Genomic DNA, 22,065 nt, shown 5'->3' on the forward strand with positions numbered 1-22,065 from the left:
TTTGTCGTTTCGCTTTGCGCCCCCCTGTGATCTAAGCTGTCGTCGCAGGATCGACGTGGGGACAGCGCGGCAATGGCCGAACGCCTTGAAACAGAGAGCCGCAAGCTGCTGGGCCGCTTGCGCGACGCCATGGCGGGGGATGACCCGGGCCAGGCGCGGTTGAACAAGATCACCTATCTGATCGCCACCAGCATCGGGTGCGAGGTGTGCTCGATCTATCTGTTCCGGGATGAAGAAACGCTTGAACTGTGCGCCACAGAAGGGTTGAACCCGGACGCCGTGCACCGGACCCGGATGCGGCTGGGCGAAGGTCTGGTGGGCCGGGTCGCGCGGCGCAGGCAGGTGGTGAACACCGCCGATGCCCCCAATGCGCGTGGATTCCGCTATATGCCCGAAACGGGGGAGGAGGTGTTTTCCAGCTTCCTCGGCGTGCCCGTGCAGCGGTTGGGCGAGGCGCTGGGCGTGCTGGTCGTACAATCGAAAGAGGCGCGCGAGTTTTCCGCGGACGAGGTCTATGCCCTCGAAGTCGTGGCTATGGTTCTGGCCGAGATGGCTGAGCTCGGCGCTTTCGTGGGCGAGGGTGCCGCCATGGGCGCGCGGCACTCGCAGCCGGTCATGCTGCGCGGCACTGTCGCACAGGAAGGGGTGGCAGAAGGCCATATCTGGCTGCACGAACCGCGTGTCGTGGTCACGAACCCCATCGCCGATGATCCGCATCGCGAGCTGGAGCGCTTGACCGAGGCGGTCGAGGAATTGCGTGTTGGCGTCGACAAGATGCTCGCGCTTGCCGCTGACAAGGAACAGGCGCAAGTCCTTGAAGCCTATCGCATGTTTGCCAATTCCAAGGGCTGGATGCGGCGGATGCAGGAGGACATTTCCAACGGTCTCAGCGCCGAAGCCGCCGTTGAGAAAGAGCAGTCCCTGGCCCGCGCCCGTATGGGGCAGGCAACGGACAATTATCTGCGCGAACGGTTGAGCGATCTTGACGATCTGTCGAACCGTCTGCTGCGCATCCTGACCGGGCAGGGGTCCGACACCGGGGCCGAGATGCCCGCCGATCCGATCCTCGTTGCCCGCAATATCGGGCCTGCGGAACTGCTGGACTATGGCCGCAGCCTCAAGGGGATCATTCTGGAAGCCGGGTCAGTCGGCAGCCACGCCGCCATCGTTGCACGCGCGCTGGCCATTCCGCTGATTGTCCATGCCGAGCGTGCAACGCTTGAAGCGCTGAACGGCGATCACGTGATGGTCGACGGCGAACAGGGCATCGTGCACCTGCGCCCGGACGACACTGTGGTGACCGCCTTCCGCGACAAGATGGCGATGCAGGCGGCTGCCGTGGAACGCTATGCGTCGATCCGGGACAAGCCAGCCGAAACGCTCTGCGGCAACGTGGTGTCCCTGCATATGAACGCAGGGCTGATGGCCGATCTGCCGTCGCTTCAGGGGTCGGGGGCCGAGGGTGTGGGCCTGTTCCGCACGGAATTGCAGTTCCTGGTGCGCAACCAGATGCCCAAACGGTCCGAGTTGTCGGCGCTCTATGCGCGCGTGCTGGATGCGGCGGGGGGCAAGCCCGTGATCTTCCGCACGCTCGACATCGGGTCGGACAAGGTGCTGCCCTACATGAAGCCCAATGACGAGCCGAACCCGGCGCTCGGTTGGCGCGCGATCCGTGTGGGCCTCGACAAACCCGGTGTGATGCGGATGCAGTTGCAGGCGCTCATTCGGGCCGCCGATGGGCGACCCCTGACGCTCATGTTCCCGTTTGTCGCGCAGTATGAGGAATACACGCAAGCCCGCGCCGAGGTCGACAAGGCCATGGAACGCGAGGCGCGGCTGGGGCACGTGCTGCCGGAAAAGGTCGAAGTGGGCGCGATGCTGGAGACACCCAGCCTCGCCTTTGCGCCCCGGAAATTCTTTGAAGAGGTGGGTTTTCTCTCCATCGGGGGCAACGACCTCAAGCAGTTCTTCTTTGCTGCCGACCGCGAGAATGAGCGAGTGCGCCGCCGTTACGACACCCTCAACGTGTCGTTCCTGTCGTTTATCGAACGCATCGTGGAACGCTGCGAACAGACCGACACGGCACTGTCCTTCTGTGGCGAGGACGCAGGTCGCCCGGTCGAAGCCTTGTGCTTTGCCGCCATCGGCCTGCGCCGTCTGTCGATGCGACCCGCCTCCATCGGGCCGGTCAAGTCGTTGTTAAGACGGTCAAATCTGGATGAAGTGCGCAAGGTGATCGCGGATGCGCGCCACAGGGGCGATATGAACGTCCGGCCCGCGATCATGGAGTATCTGCGCGATCAGAAGTGACGCGCTGGACTTCCGTTTTGATTCAACGGCTTGCGGACCACTTGAAAAGCGTTGCTTGAGAAACCCATCGATCGACTTGCCTTGTAACCCACCGGCAATACACCAAAAACACACCGATATTTGCTGATCGCCAGTTATCTTAAAGCGATATATTTGAGTGTTCTTTGGACAGAAAACCGGCCTAAGTTTAATAAAAAACGATATTCAGCAAAACCAACCCCAATCCACCCACAACCCACAAAAAAGCCGCCACCTGACACCCAGATGACGGCCAATCTCGCTTAAAACCGGACCTAACGCAGCCGCTGCTCCGTCTTGGCGTCAAAGAACATCACACGGTCATCGTCAAAGGACACGGTCACTTGCGTCCCTTCCTCCATCGCCATGTCGCCCTTCGACTCCACAATCACCCGCTCGCCCGTCGGCGTGGTCAGATAGTCATAGGCCACACCGCCCAACCGCTCGCGAATATCCAGCGTGATGGGCGACGCGCCCTCGGCCAGCGACATGTCCTGCGGGCGCACGCCTACAATCACCTCGGTCCCCGCCGACGGCAGGCCCACGGACGTCGGCACAACGCGGTCCGCCAGCCCCGGCAAACGGACGCCACCCGCTTCAACAACCCCCTTCACGAAATTCATCGCAGGCGAGCCGATGAACCCGGCAACAAACTTGTTGTCAGGGTCCTGATAGAGATGCATGGGCGAACCGACCTGCTCGATATGCCCGGCACGCAGCACCACGATCTTGTCGGCCAGCGTCATCGCCTCGACCTGATCGTGGGTCACGTAGATCATCGTCGTACCCAGCTCCTTGTGCAGCCGCGCAATCTCGACCCGCATGTCCACGCGCAACTCGGCATCGAGGTTCGACAAAGGCTCATCGAACAGGAACACCTCCGGCCCCCGCACGATCGACCGGCCAATGGCCACACGCTGACGCTGCCCCCCGGACAGGGCGGCAGGCTTGCGCTTCAGATACTCGTCCAGTTTCAGGATCTTTGACGCGCCATCGACCTTCTTCTTGATGGTCTCCTTGTCCACACCATTCATCTTCAGGCCAAAGCCCATGTTCTCTTCGACCGTCATGTGCGGGTACAAAGCATAGGTCTGGAACACCATCGCCACCCCACGCTCGGCCGGGTCCATATGGGTCACATCGCGGGTGCCGATGCTGATCTGACCGTCGCTGGTTTCCTCAAGCCCCGCAATCATGCGCAAAAGCGTGGACTTGCCGCAGCCCGACGGTCCGACAAAAACACAGAACTCACCATCGTCGATGGTCAGGTCCACGCCGTGAATGACCTGCGTGGCCCCGTATCGCTTAATGGCTTTCTGCAATGTCACACCAGTCATGGTGTCCTCCCTTTATTGACTTGGAAACTGCCAATTGGCAGCGGCACCGGCGATATCGCGCGCGGTGGATTGAAGATGCGGCGCAAGCTGGCTCAGATCGGCCAGCGACTTGCGCGCGGTGGATGTGGTGACGCTCAGCGCGCCGATGGACCGTCCCGCATCGGACAGGATCGGGGCGGCGACACAGATGATGCCGGGCTCGTGCTCTTCGCGGTCATAGGCAACGCCTTCGCTGCGAATCTCCGCCAGTTCCGCACAAAGCGATTCGCGGGACGTGTGCGTATGGTCGGTATGCGCAAACCACGCCTGTTGCGACAGGGCGGTGTCCAGCGCGTCCTCCGCCATGAAGGCAAGCATCGCCTTGCCCACGCCGGTGCAATATCCGGGGCCAACCTTTCCGGCCTGCGAAAACATTTCGAGTGGCTCGGCCGCGTTGCGCTTGTCCACGTACAGAACCTGCCCACCATCCATCTGCGCGAGGTGTACAGTCTCGCCCACCTGCGCACTCAGCGCATCGACAAAGGGCCGCGCAATCGGGGCAAGCGAGCTTTGCCGCCACGCCGCATGGGCCAAGCGGACAAGGCGCAAACCGGGGGCATAGGTCTGGCGTTCGGCATCGTAACGCAGCATCCCAAGCGATGTCAGCGTCTGCACCAGACGATACAGCGTGGCCTTGGGGTGGGGCGACAGGGCCAGCAGCTCCGAGAACCGCACAGGGCGTTCCAACTGGGCCACAAGGTCCAGCACTTCCAACGCCTTGGCAATCGTTCCCTCCCCCGACCGGGGGGCTGCACTGTTCATCTGTCTCCTCCCAGAGTGGCGCATGAAATCTGTTGACCTGCGCGCCGTGTCCCCGCATAGTTCCAATAGTTGGAAACCGGTTTCACTATGTGGAACTTCCACAAAGCGGGGGCCGGTGTCAAAGAAAATCTGAATTTCGTCGCCGACAGGAAAACTCAGGCTCGGCGGCGGAACGTTATGGAACCAACGGGAGGAGAACCAATGTTCCTTAATCTGAAAACCGCCGTGGCGGCCATTGCACTGTCGGCTGTTGCCGGCACGGCCTTCGCGCGCGATCTGGTCATCAACTTCGATGACCTGAACCCCGGCCCGAAAAAGGGCTTCGAAGACGCGGTCGAGAAATTCAAAGCTGAAAACCCCGACATCAACGTCATCGTCAACATCAACGACCGCGAAGCGCACAAGACCGCGATCCGCAATTTCCTGACCGCTGACGCGCCCGACGTGACCAGCTGGTACCCCGGCAACCGCATGGCCCCCTTCGTCGATGCGGGCCTGTTCCAGCCCGTCGATGATGTCTGGGAAGAAAACGGCTTCAACGAAGATCTGGCCGCGATCAAGGCCACGATGAGCCGCGATGGCAAGATCTGGGGCGTGCCCTATTCCTACTACCAGTGGGGCATCTACTACCGCAAAGACATCTTTGACCTGCTGGAGCTGGAAGAGCCCCAGACATGGGACGAGCTGCTGGCAGCTTGCGGCAAGATGAAAGAGAACGGCGTGACGCCTTTCACCATCGGCACCAAGTTCCTTTGGACCGCCGCCGGTGTGTTCGACTACATCAACCTGCGCACCAACGGTTACGACGTGCACAACGCGCTGACCGCGGGTGAGATCAAGTACACCGACCCCCGCATCGTCGCGACATTCGACAACTGGGAACAGCTGATCAACGAGTGCGGCTTTGTCGACAACCACGCCTCGATGTCCTGGCAGGATGCGATCGCACCCTTCGCCAACGGTGACGCGGCCATGTACGTGATGGGCAACTTCTCGGTCGACGGCTACAAGAACGCCGGTCTGACCGAAGAGCAGATCGACTTCATGCCGTTCCCCACCATCGACCCCGATGTGGCACCGGCGGAAGAAGCACCTGCAGACGCCTTCTTCATACCGACCAACGCCAAGAACGTCGAAGATGCCAAGAAGTGGCTGGCCTTCGTGGCGCGCCCCGATGTGCAGACCGAGTGGAACAAGACCATCGGCCAGCTGCCCATCAACTCCAAGGCTGACATCTCGGACGACAAGTTCATCCAGGAGGGCTTTGCGCTGCTGAACGGTGCCACCGGTCTGGCGCAATTCTATGACCGTGACGCCCCGGCCGCGATGGCCAAGGCAGGCATGGAAGGCTTCCAGGAGTTCATGCTGGACACGTCCAAGAAGATGGACGTCCTGCAGCGTCTGGATGAGGTCCAAGCCGAGGTCTACTAAGCCTCGAAACATGCGGTGCGCAACCCCGGCGCACCGCACACAATCCGTAGGGTGCGCATTCACTGCGCACCTTCACCCAACGCACCTATTTTCGCCGATTAACCTTCTGTAAAGACACATTAATATTGTTTTTTCAAAAGGTTAAGTGGTGTCCCAGCGTGGGACACGTTCCCTCAGACCAGGAGGATGTCCATGGCAGATGCCGTCGTCACCGACACCAGCACCCCCACCGAGCCCGGATGGTTCAGGCGGAACAAGCTGGCCATCGCCCCGTGGATTTTCCTGATCCCGGCCCTGATTTTCTTCGCCATCTACGTGGTCATCCCGATCTTCGAATCGCTCTGGCTCAGCCTCTATGAATGGAACGGCCTCTACGACGCCGAGGGCAATTCCACCGCCGTCTGGGTCGGTTTCCAAAACTACGTGAAGCTCTGGGACGACCCCAACTTCTGGACCTCCCTGCGCAACAACATCGCGTGGCTGATCCTCTACATGCTGGCCGTCCCCGCGGGCCTCTTCATTGCCCTGTTCCTGAACCAAACGGTGACAGGGATGCGGTTCTACAAGTCGATGTTCTTCTTCCCCTTCGTGATCTCCCAGGTCGTCGTCGGCCTGATCTTCGGCTGGTTCTACAACCCCGATTTCGGCGTGGTTGGCACGGTCTGGAAAGCCATCTTCTGCGAGGAAACCACCAACATCCTCGGCAACACCACCTTCCGCTGCGAACGCCCCGTGCCCGATATCCTGTCTAGCGAACAATGGGCGACCTACGGCATCATCGCCGCGGGCCTGTGGCCACAGATCGCCTACTGCATGATCTTGTATCTCACCGGCCTGAACAACGTAGCTGCCGACCAGATCGAGGCGGCGCGGCTGGACGGCGCGAAGGGCTGGAAGATGCTGTGGTACGTGGTTGTGCCCCAACTGAAACCGGCGACCTTCATCGCGGTGGTCGTGACCGTCATCGGGGCGCTCAGATCCTTTGACATGATCGCGATCATGACCCAGGGCGGGCCGTTCGGCTCCACCAACGTCCTGTCGCACTACATGTTCGAAGTGGCGATTTCCGAGTACGGCGAACGATATGGCTACGGCTCGTCCGTGGCGACGGTGCTGTTCGGGATCATGCTGTTCTTCATCAGCTACTTTCTGTGGCGCATGTACCAGGACGAGAAGGGAGGGCGCTGAGATGTTTCCACGTCCCATCGAGAAATCGGGCGCTACGGCCAAGGCTGCATACCAGGCGTTCCTGCCCTTCGCCCTGATCCTGTGGCTCCTGCCTTTGCTCGCGATCTTCCTGACGTCCATCCGGTCGGCGGCAGACATTAACTCGGGCAACGTGTTCGGCTGGCCGTCGGAATTTGCGCTGATCGAGAACTATACTGCTGTCTTCACACAGTCTGCTGCGGCCCAATACATGATCAACTCGGTGCTGATTACAGTGCCCACGGTCATTATCTCCGTCGCCCTTGCGTGTCTCGCGGGCTACGCGCTGGCGATCTACCGGTTCCGGGTCGCGCTGCCGCTATTCTTCCTGTTCGTGGCTGGCAACTTCATCCCGTTCCAAATCCTTATGGTGCCTGTGCGGGACATGTCGGTGCAGACGGGCCTCTATGACACCATCGCCGGGCAGTTCCTGTTCCACGCGGCGTTCCAGACGGGCTTCTGCACGCTGTTCATGCGCAACTTCATCAAGGCATTGCCGTTCGACCTGATCGAGTCCGCACGGATCGAGGGCGTCGCGGAATGGCGCATTTTCTGGTTCGTCGTGCTGCCCCTTGTGCGCCCTGCCATCGCAGCGCTTGCGGTTCTGATCTTCACCTTCGTCTGGAACGACTTCTTCTGGGCCAATGTGCTGACCCAGGGCGAAAGCGCCAAGCCTATTACAGCAGGTGTGCGGGCGCTGAACGGGCAGTTCGTGAACAACTGGCACCTCGTGTCGGCGGCGTCGTTACTGGCTGCCATCCCGCCCGTGGTGTGTTTCTTCCTGATGCAACGGCACTTCATTGCCGGTCTGACCCTGGGGGCTGTTAAGTGATAAGATGTTGGCGCCTCGATGATGGGCGTCAGACTTTGGTCCTCGGCTCCGACAGGGGCCGGTTGGCGGAGGTTGTCTATTGGGGACCGCGCCTGCCGGACGAAGAAGATCTGACGACGCTTTATGAGGCTTATACTCTTGATGTGACTGGCGGGATGCTGGATGCGAATCCCGAACTCAGCATCTGCCCTGAGGCGACGCGGTCCTTTCCGGGCCAGCCCGGCCTGATCATCCGGCACGGGGACGGCACGCCGTTTTTACCGAAGTTCTGCCTTGAGCGGTCGGACGTAGCCGATAATGTCCTGATCCTGACCTATATGGACGAAGACCGCGTGCTGACGTATCGCGCGCGCTTTGCCATCGACCCGGAAACGCACATGATCGAGGCGAGTGCGGAGCTGGATGCGCTGGAGCCGATGCACCTGCACTGGCTGTCCGCGCCCGTCTTTCCAGCGCCGCAACTCGCGGACGAGATGATCGACTTTGCGGGCCGCTGGTGTGGTGAGTTCCAGATGAACCGCACGCCGTGGTCGCCTGGCATTCGGTATCGCGAGAACCGGACGGGGCGCACGGGGCATGAACACTTTCCCGGCTTGATCGTGCCGGTGCGGGGGGCGTCGAATGCTTCTGGTCATGCTTACGCGTTTCACTACGGCTGGTCCGGGGGGCACCGCATGGTGGCCGAGGAATTGCCGGATGGGCGACGCCAGATCCAGTTTGGGCACGCTGCGCGGGTTGAAGGATCGGCGCAGAAGAAATTTGCCACGGGCAAGCTTTACGCCGTGTTCTCGGATGATGGTCTGAACGGGTGCGCGGTTGCCTTCCAACGGCACTTGCGGGACCGGGTTGTTACCTTTCCGCGCCCCGATGCGCCGCGGCCTGTGCACTACAATTGCTGGGAAGCTGTCTATTTCGATCACAATCTGGATGAGTTGAAGGACATCGCGGAGCGTGCCGCGAAACTGGGCGCGGAGCGGTTCGTGCTGGATGACGGGTGGTTCGGCAACCGTGATGACGACACGCAGGCGTTGAGCGATTGGGAGGTTGATCCGAGGAAATATCCGGACGGGTTGACCCCGCTGATCGATCACGTGAAGTCGCTCGGCATGACGTTCGGCATCTGGTTCGAGCCGGAGATGATCAACCAGAATTCCGACATCTTCCGCGCCCATCCCGATTGGGCGCTGGGGGGCGAGGATCAGATCATGGGCCGCCAGCAGATGGCGCTGAACATGGCGCTGCCTGCGGTGCAGTCGTTCCTGTTTGAACGGATCAGCGACATCTTGGGCAGCCATGACATCGAATATGTGAAATGGGACCACAACCGTGTGCTGCCGATGCCCGATGCGGCGCAGACGCGGGGGTCTTACACATTGCTGGACCGGTTGCGGCAGCGGTTCCCGGATGTGGAGATTGAAAGCTGCGCCAGCGGTGGTGGCCGCATTGACTTCGGGATCATGGAGCGGACGCAGCGTGTGTGGTTGAGCGACTCGAACGACGCCGTTGAGCGGCTGCGCATTCAGCACAATGCGTCGATCTTTTTGCCTATGGCGGTGACCGGTAGCCATGTGGGGCCGCGGACCTGTCATACGTCGGGCCGCACGCTCGACATACGGTTCCGCGCCTGGGTGGCGGCACAGCGCCACATGGGCTTCGAGATGGACCCGCGTGAGCTGACCAACGAAGAAGCGCAGGTGCTGACGGATGTGACCGGCTGGTGGAAGCACAACCGCGATTGGATGTATGGCGCCGATATTCTGCGTCTGGATAGCGCGGACCCGGCAGTTTTTGCAGAGCAGCATCTGGAGCTGGGCGGCGGGCAGTTCGTTGTCTTTGCCGGCAAGGCAGCCACCAGCGACCAGATCGCGCCACGCCCCTTACGCCTGACCCGGCTGACGCCCGATGCCAAGTACCGCGTTGAGCTGATCAACCGCGAAGATGCCAGCCATCTGTCGCGCGGCCAGAACGCGCTGAAAGCCGGCCCCGTCGTGGTGAGCGGGGCCTATTTGATGTACCATGGCCTGACGCTGCCATGGAGTTTCCCGGAACGGATGTGGGTGATCAAGGGCGACCTTGCCTGACCCCCGAATTGAGAGTGATGCCATGAAAGAGACAGCCACATTTCACGATTTGAAGGGCGCATCGGTGTTCATCACCGGCGGTGGCTCGGGCATTGGCGCGTCCTTGACTGACGGGTTCATGGATCAGGGTGCCAAGGTCGCCTTTGTTGGGCGGTCGGATGCAACTGCATTCTGTGACGATATGGAGGCCAAGCACGGCGTCCGCCCGCTGTTCATGCAGTGCGATATCACTGACACTGCGCATTTGAAGGCGTGCATTGATCAGGCGACAGAGGCGCATGGGCCGGTGACGACGCTGGTCAACAATGCGGCCAATGACAAGCGCCATGCGACGATGGATGTGGACGAAGAGCTGTGGGACTGGATGATTGCCATCAACCTCAAGGCCTATTTCTTTGCCTGTCAGGCGGTCATTCCGGGGATGCAGGCTGCAGGCGGCGGGTCGATCATCAATTTCTCGTCCATCAGCTACATGATGGGGAATGCGGGGTATCCGATCTATACGGGGTCGAATAGTGGCATCAACGGGATGACGCGGTCGTTGGCCCGCGAGTTCGGGCCGGACAAGATCCGAGTGAATGCGCTCGCCCCCGGCTGGGTGCTGACGCAAAAGCAGTTGGACAAGTGGGCCACGCCCGAGGGGTTGGCGGCGCATATGGAGAGGCAATGCCTCAAGGACCATCTGGAGCCTGATGACATTGTGGGAGCCACTTTGTTTCTGGCGTCGGGCACCAGCCGTATGATGACGGGGCAATCGCTGGTCATTGATGGCGGCGTGGTGGTGACCGGCTGATGAGTGATGTTGCATGGATTGCTGTTGATTGGGGAACGTCGCATTTGCGCGCGTGGTTGATGCGCGGCGATGGGACGGTTCTGGATCGGCGGGCGTCGGCGCAGGGGATGGGGACGTTGGACCGGGCTGGTTTTGAGCCTGCATTGCGGGATCTGGTGTGCGATGCCTTGCCCGCACCCGTGCTGGCCTGCGGCATGGTCGGATCGCGGCAGGGGTGGGCCGAGGCGCCCTATGCCGCAGTTCCCTGTGCACCGCCTTCTGCAAGTGAGGCTGTGCAGGTGCTTGAGACCGATCTGGACGTGCGCATTCTTCCCGGTGTGAAACAGGTGAAACCTGCGGACGTTATGCGGGGAGAAGAGACGCAGATTGCTGGGTTTCTCGCCACGTCGCCTGGGTTTGACGGTGTGGTTTGCCTGCCGGGGACACATACCAAATGGGCGCATGTCAGTGCCGGTGAAATTGTGAGTTTCCGTACCGCTATGACGGGCGAGATGTTTGCGCTTTTGTCCCAGCAGTCGGTGCTGCGCCATTCCGTGGGCGAGGGCTGGGATATGGAGAGCTTTGCAGCGGGTGTCGATCAGTCGCTGTCGCGGCCTGAGGGGCTGGCGGCGGCGCTCTTTTCGCTGCGAGCCGAAGGGCTGTTGCACGGATTGTCCGGGGATGCAGCACGGGCGCGGTTGTCGGGGTTGCTTGTTGGTGCGGAACTGGCATCGATGCGGCCCTATTGGCTGGGCCAACAGGTCGCTTTGATTGGGGCGGAGGCGCTGTCAAACGCCTATGCCGATGCGCTTGAGACCCAAGGCGTGCCAACACAGATGGCGGGCGCGGAAGAGATGACACTGGCGGGCCTGACCGCCGCCTACACACAGATTTACGGAGAGGCCGCATGAGCCGAGAGATCATTGCCATCCTGCGTGGCATCACACCGGACGAGGCCGTGCCTGTCACAGACGCGCTGGTCGACGCGGGCATCACCCGGATCGAGGTGCCGCTGAATTCTCCTCAGCCCTTTGACAGCATTGGGAAAATGCTCGAGGCGCATGGAGATCACGCCATGATCGGGGCGGGCACGGTACTGGACGTGCGGGACGTGGAAAAGCTGCACAAGATGGGCGCGCACATGGTTGTGTCGCCGGATGCCAATGCCTCCGTCATCGTCGCGACGAAGCAGGCGGGGATGATGTCTTTTCCCGGTGTGATGACTCCGACCGAGTGCTTTGCCGCCCTGCATGCTGGTGCGGACGGGTTAAAACTGTTTCCGGCGTCCCTGCTGGGGGTCGATGGGTTGAAGGCCATCGGGGCGGTGCTGCCGACCGGCACCAAGACCTATGCCGTTGGTGGCGTCGGACCCGCCAACTTTGCGGAGTGGTTCGCGGCCGGGATCACGGGGTTCGGGATTGGCTCTGCGCTTTATAAGCCCAGCATGTCCGTGGCGGATGTCGCAAGCCGCGCGGCGGACATGGTGGCGGCCTACGATGCAGGTCTTTGACGATACGGCCTGCGCGTTGGGCGAAGGTCCAATGTGGCACCCCGAGCGGGGCGAGCTGTTCTGGTTCGATATCCTTGGCAAGCGGATGTTCTCGCGCGGTGCGCAGCGGCGGGAGTGGCAGTTCGACGAGCATGTCTCGGCCTGCGGTTGGGTGGATCGCGAGACGTTGCTGATGGCGTCCGCCTCAGGGCTGTGGCGGTTCGATATTCCGACGGGGGATCGGGAACTGGTCACGGCGCTTGAGGCGGATAACCCGGTTACGCGCTCGAATGACGGGCGGGCCGATCCGCAGGGTGGTTTCTGGATTGGCACGATGGGTTTGAATGCCGAACCCTATACAGGGGCGATCTATCGATTCTACAAGGGCGAGCTTCGGAAACTGTTTGGCAGCATCACCATTTCGAATGCGATCTGTTTTGCACCAGACGGCAGACGTGCTTACTTTTCAGATACGTTTTCGAAGCAAATTCAAAGCGTTGAGTTGGATGTGGATGGTTGGCCCATCGACAAACCGCAGGTGTTTGTAGATCTCAAACCAGAGGGCTTGAACCCCGACGGTGCCGTCGTGGACGCCGATGGCAACCTCTGGAATGCGCAATGGGGCGTAGGCCGCATTGCCTGTTACGGACCCGATAGCAGCTTCAAGCGCGCTATCGACGTGCCCGCCAGCCAATCAAGCTGCCCGGCTTTCGGCGGGCATGACGCGACAACGCTTTTCGTCACGACCGCGGCTGTCGGGCTGGACGAGGCGGAGGGAGGGAAGACCTTTTACGGGCCTGCGGGAGTGACAGGCCAGCGTGAACATCAGGTGATCCTATGAAACGAACATTGGGGGTCTGCTACTACCCCGAACACTGGTCCGAAGACCAATGGGCCGAGGACGCGCAGCGCATGGCCGACCTTGGCCTCATGTGGGTGCGGATTGGCGAGTTTGCGTGGAAACGGATGGAGCCGCGCGAAGGCGAATACGACTGGGGCTGGCTGGACCGGGCGATTGCGACGCTGGGGGCCGTGGGCCTGAAGGTGGTGTTGGGCACTCCCACTGCGACGCCGCCGAAATGGGTGTGCAAGAAGCATCCCGACATGTTTGCCGTCGATCAGCACGGGCACGTGCGCGGCTATGGATCACGCCGTCACTACTGTTTTTCGCATCAAGGATTTCTGGAGGAATGCCGCAAGATCGTGCGCGCCGTGGCCGAGCGTTATGGCCGCAATCCGCATGTCGCTGCTTGGCAGACCGACAATGAATATGGTTGCCACGATACGGTGCTCAGCTACTCGGACGCGGCGCGAGACCGGTTCCGTAATTGGCTGCGCGGGCAGTTTCCCGGGAAGGGCAATGACGGCGATATCGACGCGCTAAACAGGGCCTGGGGCAATGTGTTCTGGTCGATGGATTATGATGATTTCGATGAGATCGGTCTGCCCAACCTGACCGTGACCGAGCCGAACCCGGCACATGTGCATGCCTTTCGGCGGTTCGCATCGGACGAGGTCGTGGTCTTCAACCGGGCGCAGGTGGAAATCATCCGGCAGTTCTCGGACGCGCCGATTGCCCACAACTACATGGGCCGCGTGACGGAGTTTGATCACTTCAAGGTTGGCGATGATCTGGAGATCGCGTCTTGGGACAGCTATCCGCTTGGGTTTCTTGAGGATCGTGTTGGCGCGGGTGCCGCACATCAACGAGCCTTTGCCCGGCAGGGTGACCCGGATTTTCAGGCGTTTCACCACGACCTTTATCGCGCTGTCGGCAAGGGCCGATGGTGGATCATGGAGCAGCAGCCCGGCCCGGTGAACTGGGCGCCTTACAACCCGTCCCCGTTGCCGGGCATGGTACGCCTGTGGTCGTGGGAGGCATTTGCCCACGGGGCCGAGGCCGTATGCTATTTCCGCTGGCGGCAGGCTCCGTTTGCGCAGGAGCAGATGCACGCAGGATTGTTGCGTCCGGATTCAGTTGAGGCCGAAGCTTTTGGCGAGGCGGCCGAGGTGATGGCCGAGTTGGCGGATGCGCCAGACGTGTCGCCCGTGCAGGCGCCCGTGGCCATCGTGTTCGATTACGATGCGGACTGGGCCTGGTCGGTGCAGCCGCATGGTGAAGGTCTCAGCTATTTCGGGTTGGTCTTCGACTGGTACCGTGCCTGTCGCAAGCTGGGATTGTCTGTCGACATACTGCGGCCTGATACGCGTGACTTTGCGGGCTATGCCCTCGTTCTGGCGCCGGGCATTATGCACGTGCCGGACGAACTTAAGGCTGCATTGCAAGGGGCTGCTGCGAAAGTGGTTATTGGTCCTCGTAGCGGTGCGCGGGATGCCGATTTCAACATCTCCACACCGCTGCCACCGGCATGGCCCGGCAGTGATCTGACTGTGTCGCGCGTACAGTCGATGCGCCCTGATCTCCCTGTGCCGGTGCAGGGCGGTGGCGCCGTGTCGCGCTATCTTGAACAGCTTGAAGGCGGTGGCGAGGTGGTTATGGCCAGCGACGATGGGGCGCCGATTGCAGTGCGTTGTGCCCCTCATGTCACCTATGTGGGCGGTTGGGGCGACGATGCGGTGCACATGCGCATGATCGAAACGCTTGTACCGGAACTGGAAACGGAGCGAATGCAGGAGGGCGTGCGCCGCCGCGACACCGGGGCCGAGCGGTTCTGGTTCAATTACTCTGACCGGCCTATGCGGGTAGGGGGGCAGGAGCTTCCTGCTGCGGGGGTTTTGCGGGAGCCCAAGTAGCCGACTTGCGCGCGGCTCGGAACTGCGTCACATATATTTCATGATTTCATGAAATATATGCAGCTATGCTGATCGACCAACTCTCGACCCTTAGCCATCCAGAGCGTATGCGTGTCTTTCGCCTGCTCATGCGGCGCTGTCCTGCCGCCGTTCCTGCAGGCGAGGTTGCGGATGTGTTGGGGTTCAAGCCTTCGACCACATCCGTGTACTTGTCGGCGCTGCACAAGGCTGGCCTGATTGTTCAGACGCGGCAGGGCACATCCCTTCGCTATGCCGTAGACCTTGCAGGTGCGCGGGAGATGGTGGGGCAGCTGTTTTTGGACTGCTGCAATGGTCGGCCTGATCTGTGCCCGCCTGAAATGATTGATCCCAGCACAAACGTGGGACCCATGTCTGATCAAAAGCACAACGTTTTGTTCGTCTGCACGGGTAACTCCGCCCGGTCAATTTTTGCGGAAGCGATCATGCAGAACGAGGCCGGGGATCGATTCAATGTCTATTCGGCAGGTACCAAACCGTCTTCCCTACTGAACCCTTTCGCCGTTGACATGTTGCAGCAGAAAGGGATCGAGACGTCTGATCTGCGCGCCAAGAACGTGGCGGAGTTTCAAGGCGCGGATGCACCTCAAATGGATTTTGTGTTCACCGTTTGCGATCTCGCCGCGAACGAGGAGTGCGCGCCATGGGAAGGTCAGCCGATCAGCGCGCATTGGGGCTTGCCGGACCCGGTGAAGGCCGAAGGCACGGACGCGGAGAAGCGATTGGCCTTCCAACAAACCTTTGGTGCGATGCGCAACCGCATTCTCGCCTTTGTCAATCTGCCGCTCGAAACGCTGAGCCGCGCCTCCCTGCAACAAGAGGTCGATGAGATCGGCCGGACGAAAGACGACTAGATGACGACATATGCTTTGAATGGCCTGGGCCGCATTGGAAAGCTGGCCTTGAAGCCGCTGCTCGAGCGGGGGTGCGAGGTTGCCTTTGTCAATGATGCGGTGGGCGATCCCGAAATGCACGCGCATTTGCTGGAATTCGACACGGTGCATGGGCGGTGGGATGCCGCCTTTGCTGCTGATGAAAAGAGCATCACGATTGATGGAACTCGCATCCCGGCGCTGTCGGTACGTCGTATTGAAGAGCTGCCATTGGACGGGGTTGATGTGGTCATCGACTGCACCGGTGCGTTCAAGACCGAGGCGAAGCTGGCACCGTATTTTGCTGCGGGAGTGAAGAAGGTGGTGGTGTCGGCGCCGGTCAAGGATGGCGGCGCGGCAAACATTGTTTACGGTGTGAACGACGATGCCTATACCGGGCAGTCCATCGTAACCGCCGCCTCTTGCACGACTAATTGCCTTGCGCCCGTTGTGAAGGTGATCCACGAGGGGCTGGGGATCAAGCATGGGTCCATCACGACCATCCATGACGTGACCAACACGCAGACCATCGTGGACCGCCCAGCCAAGGATTGGCGCCGTGCGCGGTCGGCGTTGAATTCGCTGATCCCCACGACCACCGGTTCGGCCACGGCTATCACGCTGATTTATCCGGAACTGACCGGCAAGTTGAACGGCCATGCGGTGCGGGTTCCGCTGCTTAACGCCTCGCTGACGGATTGTGTATTCGAGGTGGAACGGGAGACGTCCGTAGAAGAGGTGAATGGCATGTTCGAAGCGGCAGCGCATGGGCCGCTCAAGGGTATTCTCGGCTATGAGACGCGGCCTTTGGTCTCCACCGATTACACCAACGACCCTCGGTCGAGCATCGTGGATGCGCCCTCCACCATGGTGGTGAACGGGACACAGGTGAAGGTCTATGCCTGGTATGACAACGAGTGGGGCTATGCGCACCGGCTTGTCGATGTTGCCCAGATGGTAGGCGCCAGCCTGTGAGCCGACCGGAGGGCTTTGCCGCGTATGTTGCCGTCACGGCGGCCTATTGGGCGTTCATGCTGACCGACGGGGCACTGCGCATGTTGGTGCTGCTGCACTTCAACACGCTGGGCTTTTCACCGGTGCAGTTGGCGTATCTCTTTGTTCTTTATGAGATTGCGGGCGTGGTGACGAACCTGAGTGCAGGATGGATCGCGGCGCGGTTCGGGCTGACGTCGACACTCTATATGGGACTCGGGTTGCAGGTGGTAGCGCTGCTCGCTCTGGCGCAGCTTGATCCGGCCTGGTCGGTCGCTGTTTCGGTGGTGTTTGTCATGGCAGTGCAGGGGCTGTCGGGTGTGGCCAAGGATCTGGCCAAGATGTCATCGAAATCCGCTGTGAAGCTGTTGGCTCCGTCGGAGGGTGACGGCCTGTTTCGTTGGGTGGCCCTTCTGACCGGTTCGAAGAATGCGGTGAAGGGCTTTGGATTTCTGCTGGGGGCAGCGGCGCTGGCGTTGTTCGGATTTGTGCCAAGCGTGCTGGGCATGGCGGCCCTGCTGGCTGCAATCCTTTTGGCTGTGCTGCTGCGGATGCCGTCTGGCCTGCCTGCCGGGCGAAAGGATGCCAAGTTCAGAGAGGTGTTTTCGAAGAACCCGCGCGTGAACTGGTTGAGTGCGGCCCGTGTGTTCCTGTTTGGCGCGCGCGACGTCTGGTTCGTGGTGGGGATTCCGATCTATTTCTATTCGGTGCTGAGCGATGGCAGTCCAGAAGGCCAGCGCGGAGCCTTCTTTATGATTGGTGTCTTCATGGCGGTCTGGGTGATCCTGTATGGCGCTGTACAGGCCAAGGCACCCTCGATGCTTCGCAGTGCGCAACGATCCGAGGCGGACCTGGCCGGCGCCGCCCGGTTCTGGGTGGGCACGTTGTTCTTTGTGCCAGCAATCCTCGCCCTTGCGGTTTGGACTGTGGGCACGCCAACGCTATGGCTGACCACCTTCGTCTTGCTGGGCCTGCTGATCTTTGGCGTGCTTTTTGCGCTGAACTCGTCCCTTCATTCCTACCTGATCCTCGCGTTCACGGATGCGAAACGAGTCACGATGGATGTTGGGTTTTACTACATGGCGAACGCAGCGGGCCGCTTGATCGGCACAGTGCTGTCCGGTCTGACCTACCAGCTTGGCGGTGTGCCTCTGTGCCTTGCGACGGCTGCGGTGATGATCCTGCTGAGTTGGCTGAGCATTGGTCGGATTACCGATACCGCTGCATCCAGCCCAGCGTAGCGTCGGTATCGCCGCTAGGCTTGTATTCCGCGCCCAAGGGGCGTGGCCAATCCGTAAGGGCGGCGAAGATCGTGGTGTAGTCCAACTCCCCGTGATCCGGCGCGCCGCGGTCGGGGACTGACGCGAACTGGATATGGCCAATGATGCCCTTCAGGTCCGTCAGGCGGGTGAGGATATCGCCTTCGGTCCGGCCCACGTGGTAGCAGTCGAACATCAATTTCAGATTGGGTGCTGCGACCTCTGCGATGATGTCTCGGGCTTGATCCGTGGTTTCCAGGAAGTAGCCCGGCGCGTCGTGCCGGTTGAGCGGTTCGATCAGGATGTTGCGCTGCGTGGCCGCGCAGGCATAGCGCAGGTTTTCGATGAAAGTCTGGTGCGCCTCCGGTCCATTCGCGAAGCCGCACATGACGTGGATTGCGCCTGCATCAAGTGTATCGGCATATTCGATAGCTTGGTCGATGGCGGCGCGTGCGTCGGCCACGCGGTCGGGCAGGGCGGCGAGGCCGTTTTCGCCTGCACCGACGTCTCCGCGCGACGTGTTGAGACCGAGCATGGGGAGACCTGTTGCATCGAGGGCGGCGCGGACGTCTTGAGCTGGTGTGTCATAGGGCCAGTGGCATTCAACGGCGTCAAAGCCTGCCGCTTTGGCCGCGTGGATCGCGTCGGGCAGTGGGCGGTCGTTCCAGAGAAAGCCGAGATTGGCGGAGAACTTCATGTGTCTTCTCCCGGCAGCGTCAGACCGGCATTGCGGGCGTAGACCTTTGCCACGGCCGCGTCATCTTCGGCGCCGAGACCCATTCCTGCGGCGGCGATGAATTGTTGGAGAGCGGCTGCCGTGATGGGGGCAGAGAAGCTGGCGGACTTGGCGATGTCGAGGACGATGCCGAGGTCTTTGGGCCAGATGTTGACCGATGAATGGGGCGTGTAGTCGCCATCGACGATATGCGGGGTGCGGTTTTCCAGCATCCAGCTCGAGCCCGCGCATTTCGAGATCACGTCGAGGAACTGTTCTGGCGCGACCCCTTGGGTCATCCCGAAAGTCAGCGCCTCGGCCATTGTGGCGATGTGGACGCCTGCGAGCAGCTGGTTGACGGCCTTCATGGCCGATCCGGGACCCGCTTCATTGCCCAATTTGAAGACGGTTTCGGCCATGGCGTCGAGGGCAGGCCGGGCTGCGGCGAATGCTTCGGGCGTGCCAGCGGCCATGATCGACAGCGCGCCTTGGGCTGCCTTGATCGAGCCGCCGGAAATGGGGGCATCAAGGTAGTGGACATCGTGAGCTTGGCACTGCGCTTCCATATCGCGCGCGAAGTCCGGGGGAACGGTGGCGCAGGCCATGACCACCGCGCCGGGCTTGAGGTGAGGAACAACGCCCGCGTCGCCAAAGAGTACCGCTTCGGTTTGCGCGGCGTTCAGCACGACGACGACAACAGCATCAAGCGTCGCCGCCGTGTCTGTCAGTTCACCTGCGGCACCGCCTTCCATACGGAAGCGTTCGATTTGCGCTGGGTTGATGTCGAAGCCGTGTGTGACATGCCCCGCGGCGAGGCAGGATTGGGCCATGCCGTAGCCCATGGAGCCAAGGCCAATAACGGCTGTTGTGTGGGGCATCGAGCTCTCCTGTCCTTTGGTGTTGGCGCCATCATGGGCATCGTGGACCAAAGGGCAAGAGAAGGTGCCCCGGCGCGTGCGCCGGAGCGTTTGGTTCAGACGAAGGACACGCCGTTTTCATCCATCGGCAGCGAGGCCACTCGCAGGTCGCTGGCCGCTGCGATGGCGTTGGCGAGGGCAGGGGCCGCGGGCGGCGTGCCCGGCTCACCCACGCCGGTCGGTGCTTCGGCAGAGGGCATGATGTGCACCTCAATCTCACCGATGTCGCTGATGCGGAGCGGCTCATAGTCCGGGAAGTTGTACTGGTCTACGACCCCAGCGGTCAGCGTGATCTGGTCGCGCATGTTGTGCCCTATGCCGTAGCCGATCCCGCCCTCCATCTGCGCCTTAATGATGTCCGGGTTCACGGCGATGCCGCAATCGACGGCACAGGTGACCTTTTCGATCTTGATGCCATCCTCGGGCGTGCCGGAGATTTCCACGACCTCGGCCACGTAGGAGTTGAATGATTTGTGGACGGCGATCCCCTGGCTACGCACCTCGGGAGCGTTACCCCAATTGGCCTTTTCCGCCGCCAGTTTCAGAACGCCCGCCTTGCGGGTCTGATCCGGGCCGTCGCCCGTAAGGTAGGCAAGGCGGAAGTCGACCGGGTCAATGCCTGCGGCTTTGGCCGCCATGTCCATCATCACTTCCATGACATAGGCCGTGTGGGTGTGCCCCACGGCGCGCCACCAGAGGGTGCTTGTCGCCTTTTCTGTATCTGTCAGACCAAAGGCGGCGGTTGGGATCTGGTAGGGGCTGTCCACCGTGCCCTCGACCGAGGAGTGGTCGACGCCGTTCTGGATGGCAAAAGCCTCGAATGGTGTACCCTTCATGATCGACTGACCCGCGACGCGGTGTTCCCAACCGACAATACTGCCATCAGCATTGAGCCCGACGCGGACCTTGTGACCGAAGGCAGGGCGGTAATAGCCCGAGCGCAGGTCATCCTCGCGTGACCAGACGAGGTGCACGGGGCGTGACCGGTCGGTGAGGGAAAACGCGAGAGCCGCTTCCACCTGGTAATCCGCCTGTGGCGTGGCGCGGCGCCCGAACGAACCACCGGCAAGGACCGTCTTGATCTGCACCTTCTCGAACGGGATGCCGAAGATTTCGGCGATGGCGCCGTGCGGGATGGTCGGGAATTGGCAGCCGTCATGCAGCAGGATGCCGCCATCGGCGGTTTCCTCGATCGTGCAGTTCAGCGGCTCCATCGGCGCATGGGCAAGGAGGGGGAAGTAGAAGGTTTCCTCGACCACAGTGTCAGCGCCATCGACGGCGGCACGTACCGCTGCAACGTCCGCACCATTTACATTGTATGTCGGTTCTGCGTCGAGGGCGGCACGGATCTCGGCCTCGATCTCGTCCGAGCTGCGGGTTTCGGCAGCGCTTGTGTCCCATTCGACGGAAATGGCATCTCGGGCCTGCATCGCGCCCCAAGTGGTTTCGGCAAAGACGGCCACACCGGCGGCGTTGGGCAGGATCTGCGCGTCGATGAACCCCTTGATGCCTTCGGCGCCGCTCGCGTCCACGCTCACCGCAGTTGCGCGCTGCTGTTCGGGGCGTGCGATCATGGCAATCATCTGGTTGGGACGCTCAATGTCCATGGCAAACATGGCGGTGCCATTGCCTTTGGCCGCGCTGTCGAGGCGGCGCACATCCGGGTTGCCAATCAGCCGGAACTCGGATGGGTCCTTGAGTGGCGGGTCTGCGGGCGCATCAAGCTGTGCTGCGGCTTCAACGAACTCGCCGAGTGGTGCAGAATGGCCTGCGCCTGAGATTACACCGTCTTGCAGGGTGAGTGCAGAGGCGTCCGCGCCCCACGCCTGAGCGGCGGCTTGCAGCAGCATCTCACGCGCTGCTGCACCGGCCTGACGGTACTGCATGAACGAGTTGGCCATGGCAGTCGAGCCACCCGTGCCCTGCATCGGGCCAAACAGCGTGTTGTTGTACACCTGCGGGTTCGACGGCGCGAAGTCATAGCCGATCTGGTCCATGGTCAGGCCCATTTCTTCGGCGATGAGGGTTGTCAGACCGGTCGAAGGACCTTGGCCCATCTCGAAATGCTTGACGATGGCGGTGACGGAACCGTCGCTGCCGATCTGCACGAACGGTGTCAGCATTGAGGGCGACCCGGAAGCGGCGAGGGCGCCGTCGGGACGCACGCCCACGACAAGTACGGCACCGGCAGCAGCTGCGCTTTTCAAAAAACCACGGCGGGATGTGTTTATGGTCATGA

The 22,065-nt window shown here is 61.4% G+C and carries 18 protein-coding genes; 13 read left to right on the forward strand and 5 right to left on the reverse strand.

Annotated elements, in window-relative coordinates; genetic code table 11:
- Positions 1–72 precede the first annotated feature (72 nt).
- Positions 73–2,310, forward strand: coding sequence for a phosphoenolpyruvate--protein phosphotransferase (gene ptsP / locus KUV51_RS02740; protein ID WP_222520080.1), 2,238 nt, complete (start codon positions 73–75; stop codon positions 2,308–2,310).
- A 293-nt stretch (positions 2,311–2,603) separates the two neighbouring features.
- Here ptsP and KUV51_RS02745 read toward each other — a convergent pair whose 3' ends face one another.
- Entirely contained in the window at positions 2,604–3,665 is a 1,062-nt protein-coding gene (locus KUV51_RS02745; RefSeq protein ID WP_222520081.1) for an ABC transporter ATP-binding protein, read from the reverse strand.
- Between the two features lie 12 nt (positions 3,666–3,677).
- On the reverse strand, positions 3,678–4,466 hold the full coding sequence (locus tag KUV51_RS02750) for an IclR family transcriptional regulator (RefSeq protein ID WP_222520082.1): 789 nt from the start codon (positions 4,464–4,466) through the stop codon (positions 3,678–3,680).
- Positions 4,467–4,667: 201 nt separating this feature from the next.
- Between KUV51_RS02750 and KUV51_RS02755 the strand changes: the two genes are divergently transcribed.
- From KUV51_RS02755 to arsJ, 12 genes are all read left to right on the forward strand, one after another.
- Positions 4,668–5,897 carry an ABC transporter substrate-binding protein gene (locus tag KUV51_RS02755; protein ID WP_222520083.1) on the forward strand — a complete coding sequence of 410 codons (1,230 nt, stop codon included), beginning with the start codon at positions 4,668–4,670 and terminating at the stop codon, positions 5,895–5,897.
- Positions 5,898–6,083: 186 nt separating this feature from the next.
- Positions 6,084–7,085: a carbohydrate ABC transporter permease gene (locus tag KUV51_RS02760; protein ID WP_222520084.1), complete on the forward strand. Its 1,002-nt coding sequence runs from the start codon at positions 6,084–6,086 to the stop codon at positions 7,083–7,085.
- A gap of 1 nt (position 7,086) precedes the next feature.
- On the forward strand, positions 7,087–7,935 hold the full coding sequence (locus KUV51_RS02765) for a carbohydrate ABC transporter permease (RefSeq protein WP_222520085.1): 849 nt from the start codon (positions 7,087–7,089) through the stop codon (positions 7,933–7,935).
- The gene (locus KUV51_RS02770) at positions 7,932–10,016 is read left to right on the forward strand and encodes an alpha-galactosidase (protein WP_222520086.1); all 2,085 of its coding nucleotides are present in this window, start codon (positions 7,932–7,934) and stop codon (positions 10,014–10,016) included. The genes KUV51_RS02765 and KUV51_RS02770 overlap by 4 nt, the downstream gene beginning before the upstream one ends.
- Positions 10,017–10,038: 22 nt before the next feature.
- Positions 10,039–10,809: an SDR family NAD(P)-dependent oxidoreductase gene (locus KUV51_RS02775; protein WP_222520087.1), complete on the forward strand. Its 771-nt coding sequence runs from the start codon at positions 10,039–10,041 to the stop codon at positions 10,807–10,809.
- Positions 10,809–11,699 carry a 2-dehydro-3-deoxygalactonokinase gene (locus tag KUV51_RS02780; RefSeq protein ID WP_222520088.1) on the forward strand — a complete coding sequence of 297 codons (891 nt, stop codon included), beginning with the start codon at positions 10,809–10,811 and terminating at the stop codon, positions 11,697–11,699. Before KUV51_RS02775 ends, KUV51_RS02780 begins: the two co-directional genes overlap by 1 nt.
- A complete protein-coding gene (locus tag KUV51_RS02785; protein ID WP_222520089.1) occupies positions 11,696–12,298 on the forward strand; it encodes a 2-dehydro-3-deoxy-6-phosphogalactonate aldolase in 603 nt (200 codons plus the stop codon). The genes KUV51_RS02780 and KUV51_RS02785 overlap by 4 nt, the downstream gene beginning before the upstream one ends.
- On the forward strand, positions 12,285–13,118 hold the full coding sequence (locus tag KUV51_RS02790; protein WP_222520090.1) for an SMP-30/gluconolactonase/LRE family protein: 834 nt from the start codon (positions 12,285–12,287) through the stop codon (positions 13,116–13,118). Before KUV51_RS02785 ends, KUV51_RS02790 begins: the two co-directional genes overlap by 14 nt.
- The gene (locus KUV51_RS02795; RefSeq protein WP_222520091.1) at positions 13,115–15,031 is read left to right on the forward strand and encodes a beta-galactosidase; all 1,917 of its coding nucleotides are present in this window, start codon (positions 13,115–13,117) and stop codon (positions 15,029–15,031) included. The genes KUV51_RS02790 and KUV51_RS02795 overlap by 4 nt, the downstream gene beginning before the upstream one ends.
- Positions 15,032–15,096: 65 nt before the next feature.
- Positions 15,097–15,924, forward strand: coding sequence for a helix-turn-helix domain-containing protein (locus KUV51_RS02800; RefSeq protein ID WP_222520092.1), 828 nt, complete (start codon positions 15,097–15,099; stop codon positions 15,922–15,924).
- On the forward strand, positions 15,925–16,917 hold the full coding sequence (locus KUV51_RS02805; RefSeq protein ID WP_222520093.1) for an ArsJ-associated glyceraldehyde-3-phosphate dehydrogenase: 993 nt from the start codon (positions 15,925–15,927) through the stop codon (positions 16,915–16,917).
- Entirely contained in the window at positions 16,914–18,176 is a 1,263-nt protein-coding gene (arsJ, locus tag KUV51_RS02810; protein WP_222520094.1) for an organoarsenical effux MFS transporter ArsJ, read from the forward strand. Before KUV51_RS02805 ends, arsJ begins: the two co-directional genes overlap by 4 nt.
- Here the strand turns inward: arsJ and KUV51_RS02815 are convergent.
- From KUV51_RS02815 to KUV51_RS02825, 3 genes are all read right to left on the reverse strand, one after another.
- Entirely contained in the window at positions 18,145–18,891 is a 747-nt protein-coding gene (locus KUV51_RS02815; protein ID WP_222520095.1) for a hydroxypyruvate isomerase family protein, read from the reverse strand. The genes arsJ and KUV51_RS02815 overlap by 32 nt on opposite strands.
- Complete coding sequence (gene ltnD / locus KUV51_RS02820) at positions 18,888–19,787, reverse strand: L-threonate dehydrogenase (protein ID WP_222520096.1); 900 nt, start codon at positions 19,785–19,787, stop codon at positions 18,888–18,890. The genes KUV51_RS02815 and ltnD overlap by 4 nt, the downstream gene beginning before the upstream one ends.
- A 95-nt stretch (positions 19,788–19,882) precedes the next feature.
- Positions 19,883–22,063 carry a xanthine dehydrogenase family protein molybdopterin-binding subunit gene (locus tag KUV51_RS02825; protein ID WP_222520097.1) on the reverse strand — a complete coding sequence of 727 codons (2,181 nt, stop codon included), beginning with the start codon at positions 22,061–22,063 and terminating at the stop codon, positions 19,883–19,885.
- Positions 22,064–22,065: the final 2 nt, after the last annotated feature.

This window comes from Tateyamaria omphalii, assembly GCF_019802125.1.
GTDB classification, from domain to species: Bacteria; Pseudomonadota; Alphaproteobacteria; order Rhodobacterales; family Rhodobacteraceae; genus Tateyamaria; species Tateyamaria omphalii_B.

Excerpts from the sequence above, each read along its gene's own strand:
- KUV51_RS02750 (WP_222520082.1), bottom strand. The coding sequence starts at position 4,466 with ATGAACAGTGCAGCCCCCCGGTCGGGGGAGGGAACGATTGCCAAGGCG.
- KUV51_RS02825 (WP_222520097.1), bottom strand. The coding sequence starts at position 22,063 with ATGACCATAAACACATCCCGCCGTGGTTTTTTGAAAAGCGCAGCTGCT.
- KUV51_RS02745 (WP_222520081.1), bottom strand. The coding sequence starts at position 3,665 with ATGACTGGTGTGACATTGCAGAAAGCCATTAAGCGATACGGGGCCACG.
- KUV51_RS02795 (WP_222520091.1), top strand. The coding sequence starts at position 13,115 with ATGAAACGAACATTGGGGGTCTGCTACTACCCCGAACACTGGTCCGAA.
- KUV51_RS02800 (WP_222520092.1), top strand. The coding sequence starts at position 15,097 with ATGCTGATCGACCAACTCTCGACCCTTAGCCATCCAGAGCGTATGCGT.
- ltnD (WP_222520096.1), bottom strand. The coding sequence starts at position 19,787 with ATGCCCCACACAACAGCCGTTATTGGCCTTGGCTCCATGGGCTACGGC.
- ptsP (WP_222520080.1), top strand. The coding sequence starts at position 73 with ATGGCCGAACGCCTTGAAACAGAGAGCCGCAAGCTGCTGGGCCGCTTG.
- KUV51_RS02790 (WP_222520090.1), top strand. The coding sequence starts at position 12,285 with ATGCAGGTCTTTGACGATACGGCCTGCGCGTTGGGCGAAGGTCCAATG.
- KUV51_RS02775 (WP_222520087.1), top strand. The coding sequence starts at position 10,039 with ATGAAAGAGACAGCCACATTTCACGATTTGAAGGGCGCATCGGTGTTC.
- KUV51_RS02780 (WP_222520088.1), top strand. The coding sequence starts at position 10,809 with ATGAGTGATGTTGCATGGATTGCTGTTGATTGGGGAACGTCGCATTTG.
- KUV51_RS02760 (WP_222520084.1), top strand. The coding sequence starts at position 6,084 with ATGTCCATGGCAGATGCCGTCGTCACCGACACCAGCACCCCCACCGAG.
- KUV51_RS02805 (WP_222520093.1), top strand. The coding sequence starts at position 15,925 with ATGACGACATATGCTTTGAATGGCCTGGGCCGCATTGGAAAGCTGGCC.
- KUV51_RS02815 (WP_222520095.1), bottom strand. The coding sequence starts at position 18,891 with ATGAAGTTCTCCGCCAATCTCGGCTTTCTCTGGAACGACCGCCCACTG.
- KUV51_RS02755 (WP_222520083.1), top strand. The coding sequence starts at position 4,668 with ATGTTCCTTAATCTGAAAACCGCCGTGGCGGCCATTGCACTGTCGGCT.
- KUV51_RS02765 (WP_222520085.1), top strand. The coding sequence starts at position 7,087 with ATGTTTCCACGTCCCATCGAGAAATCGGGCGCTACGGCCAAGGCTGCA.
- KUV51_RS02785 (WP_222520089.1), top strand. The coding sequence starts at position 11,696 with ATGAGCCGAGAGATCATTGCCATCCTGCGTGGCATCACACCGGACGAG.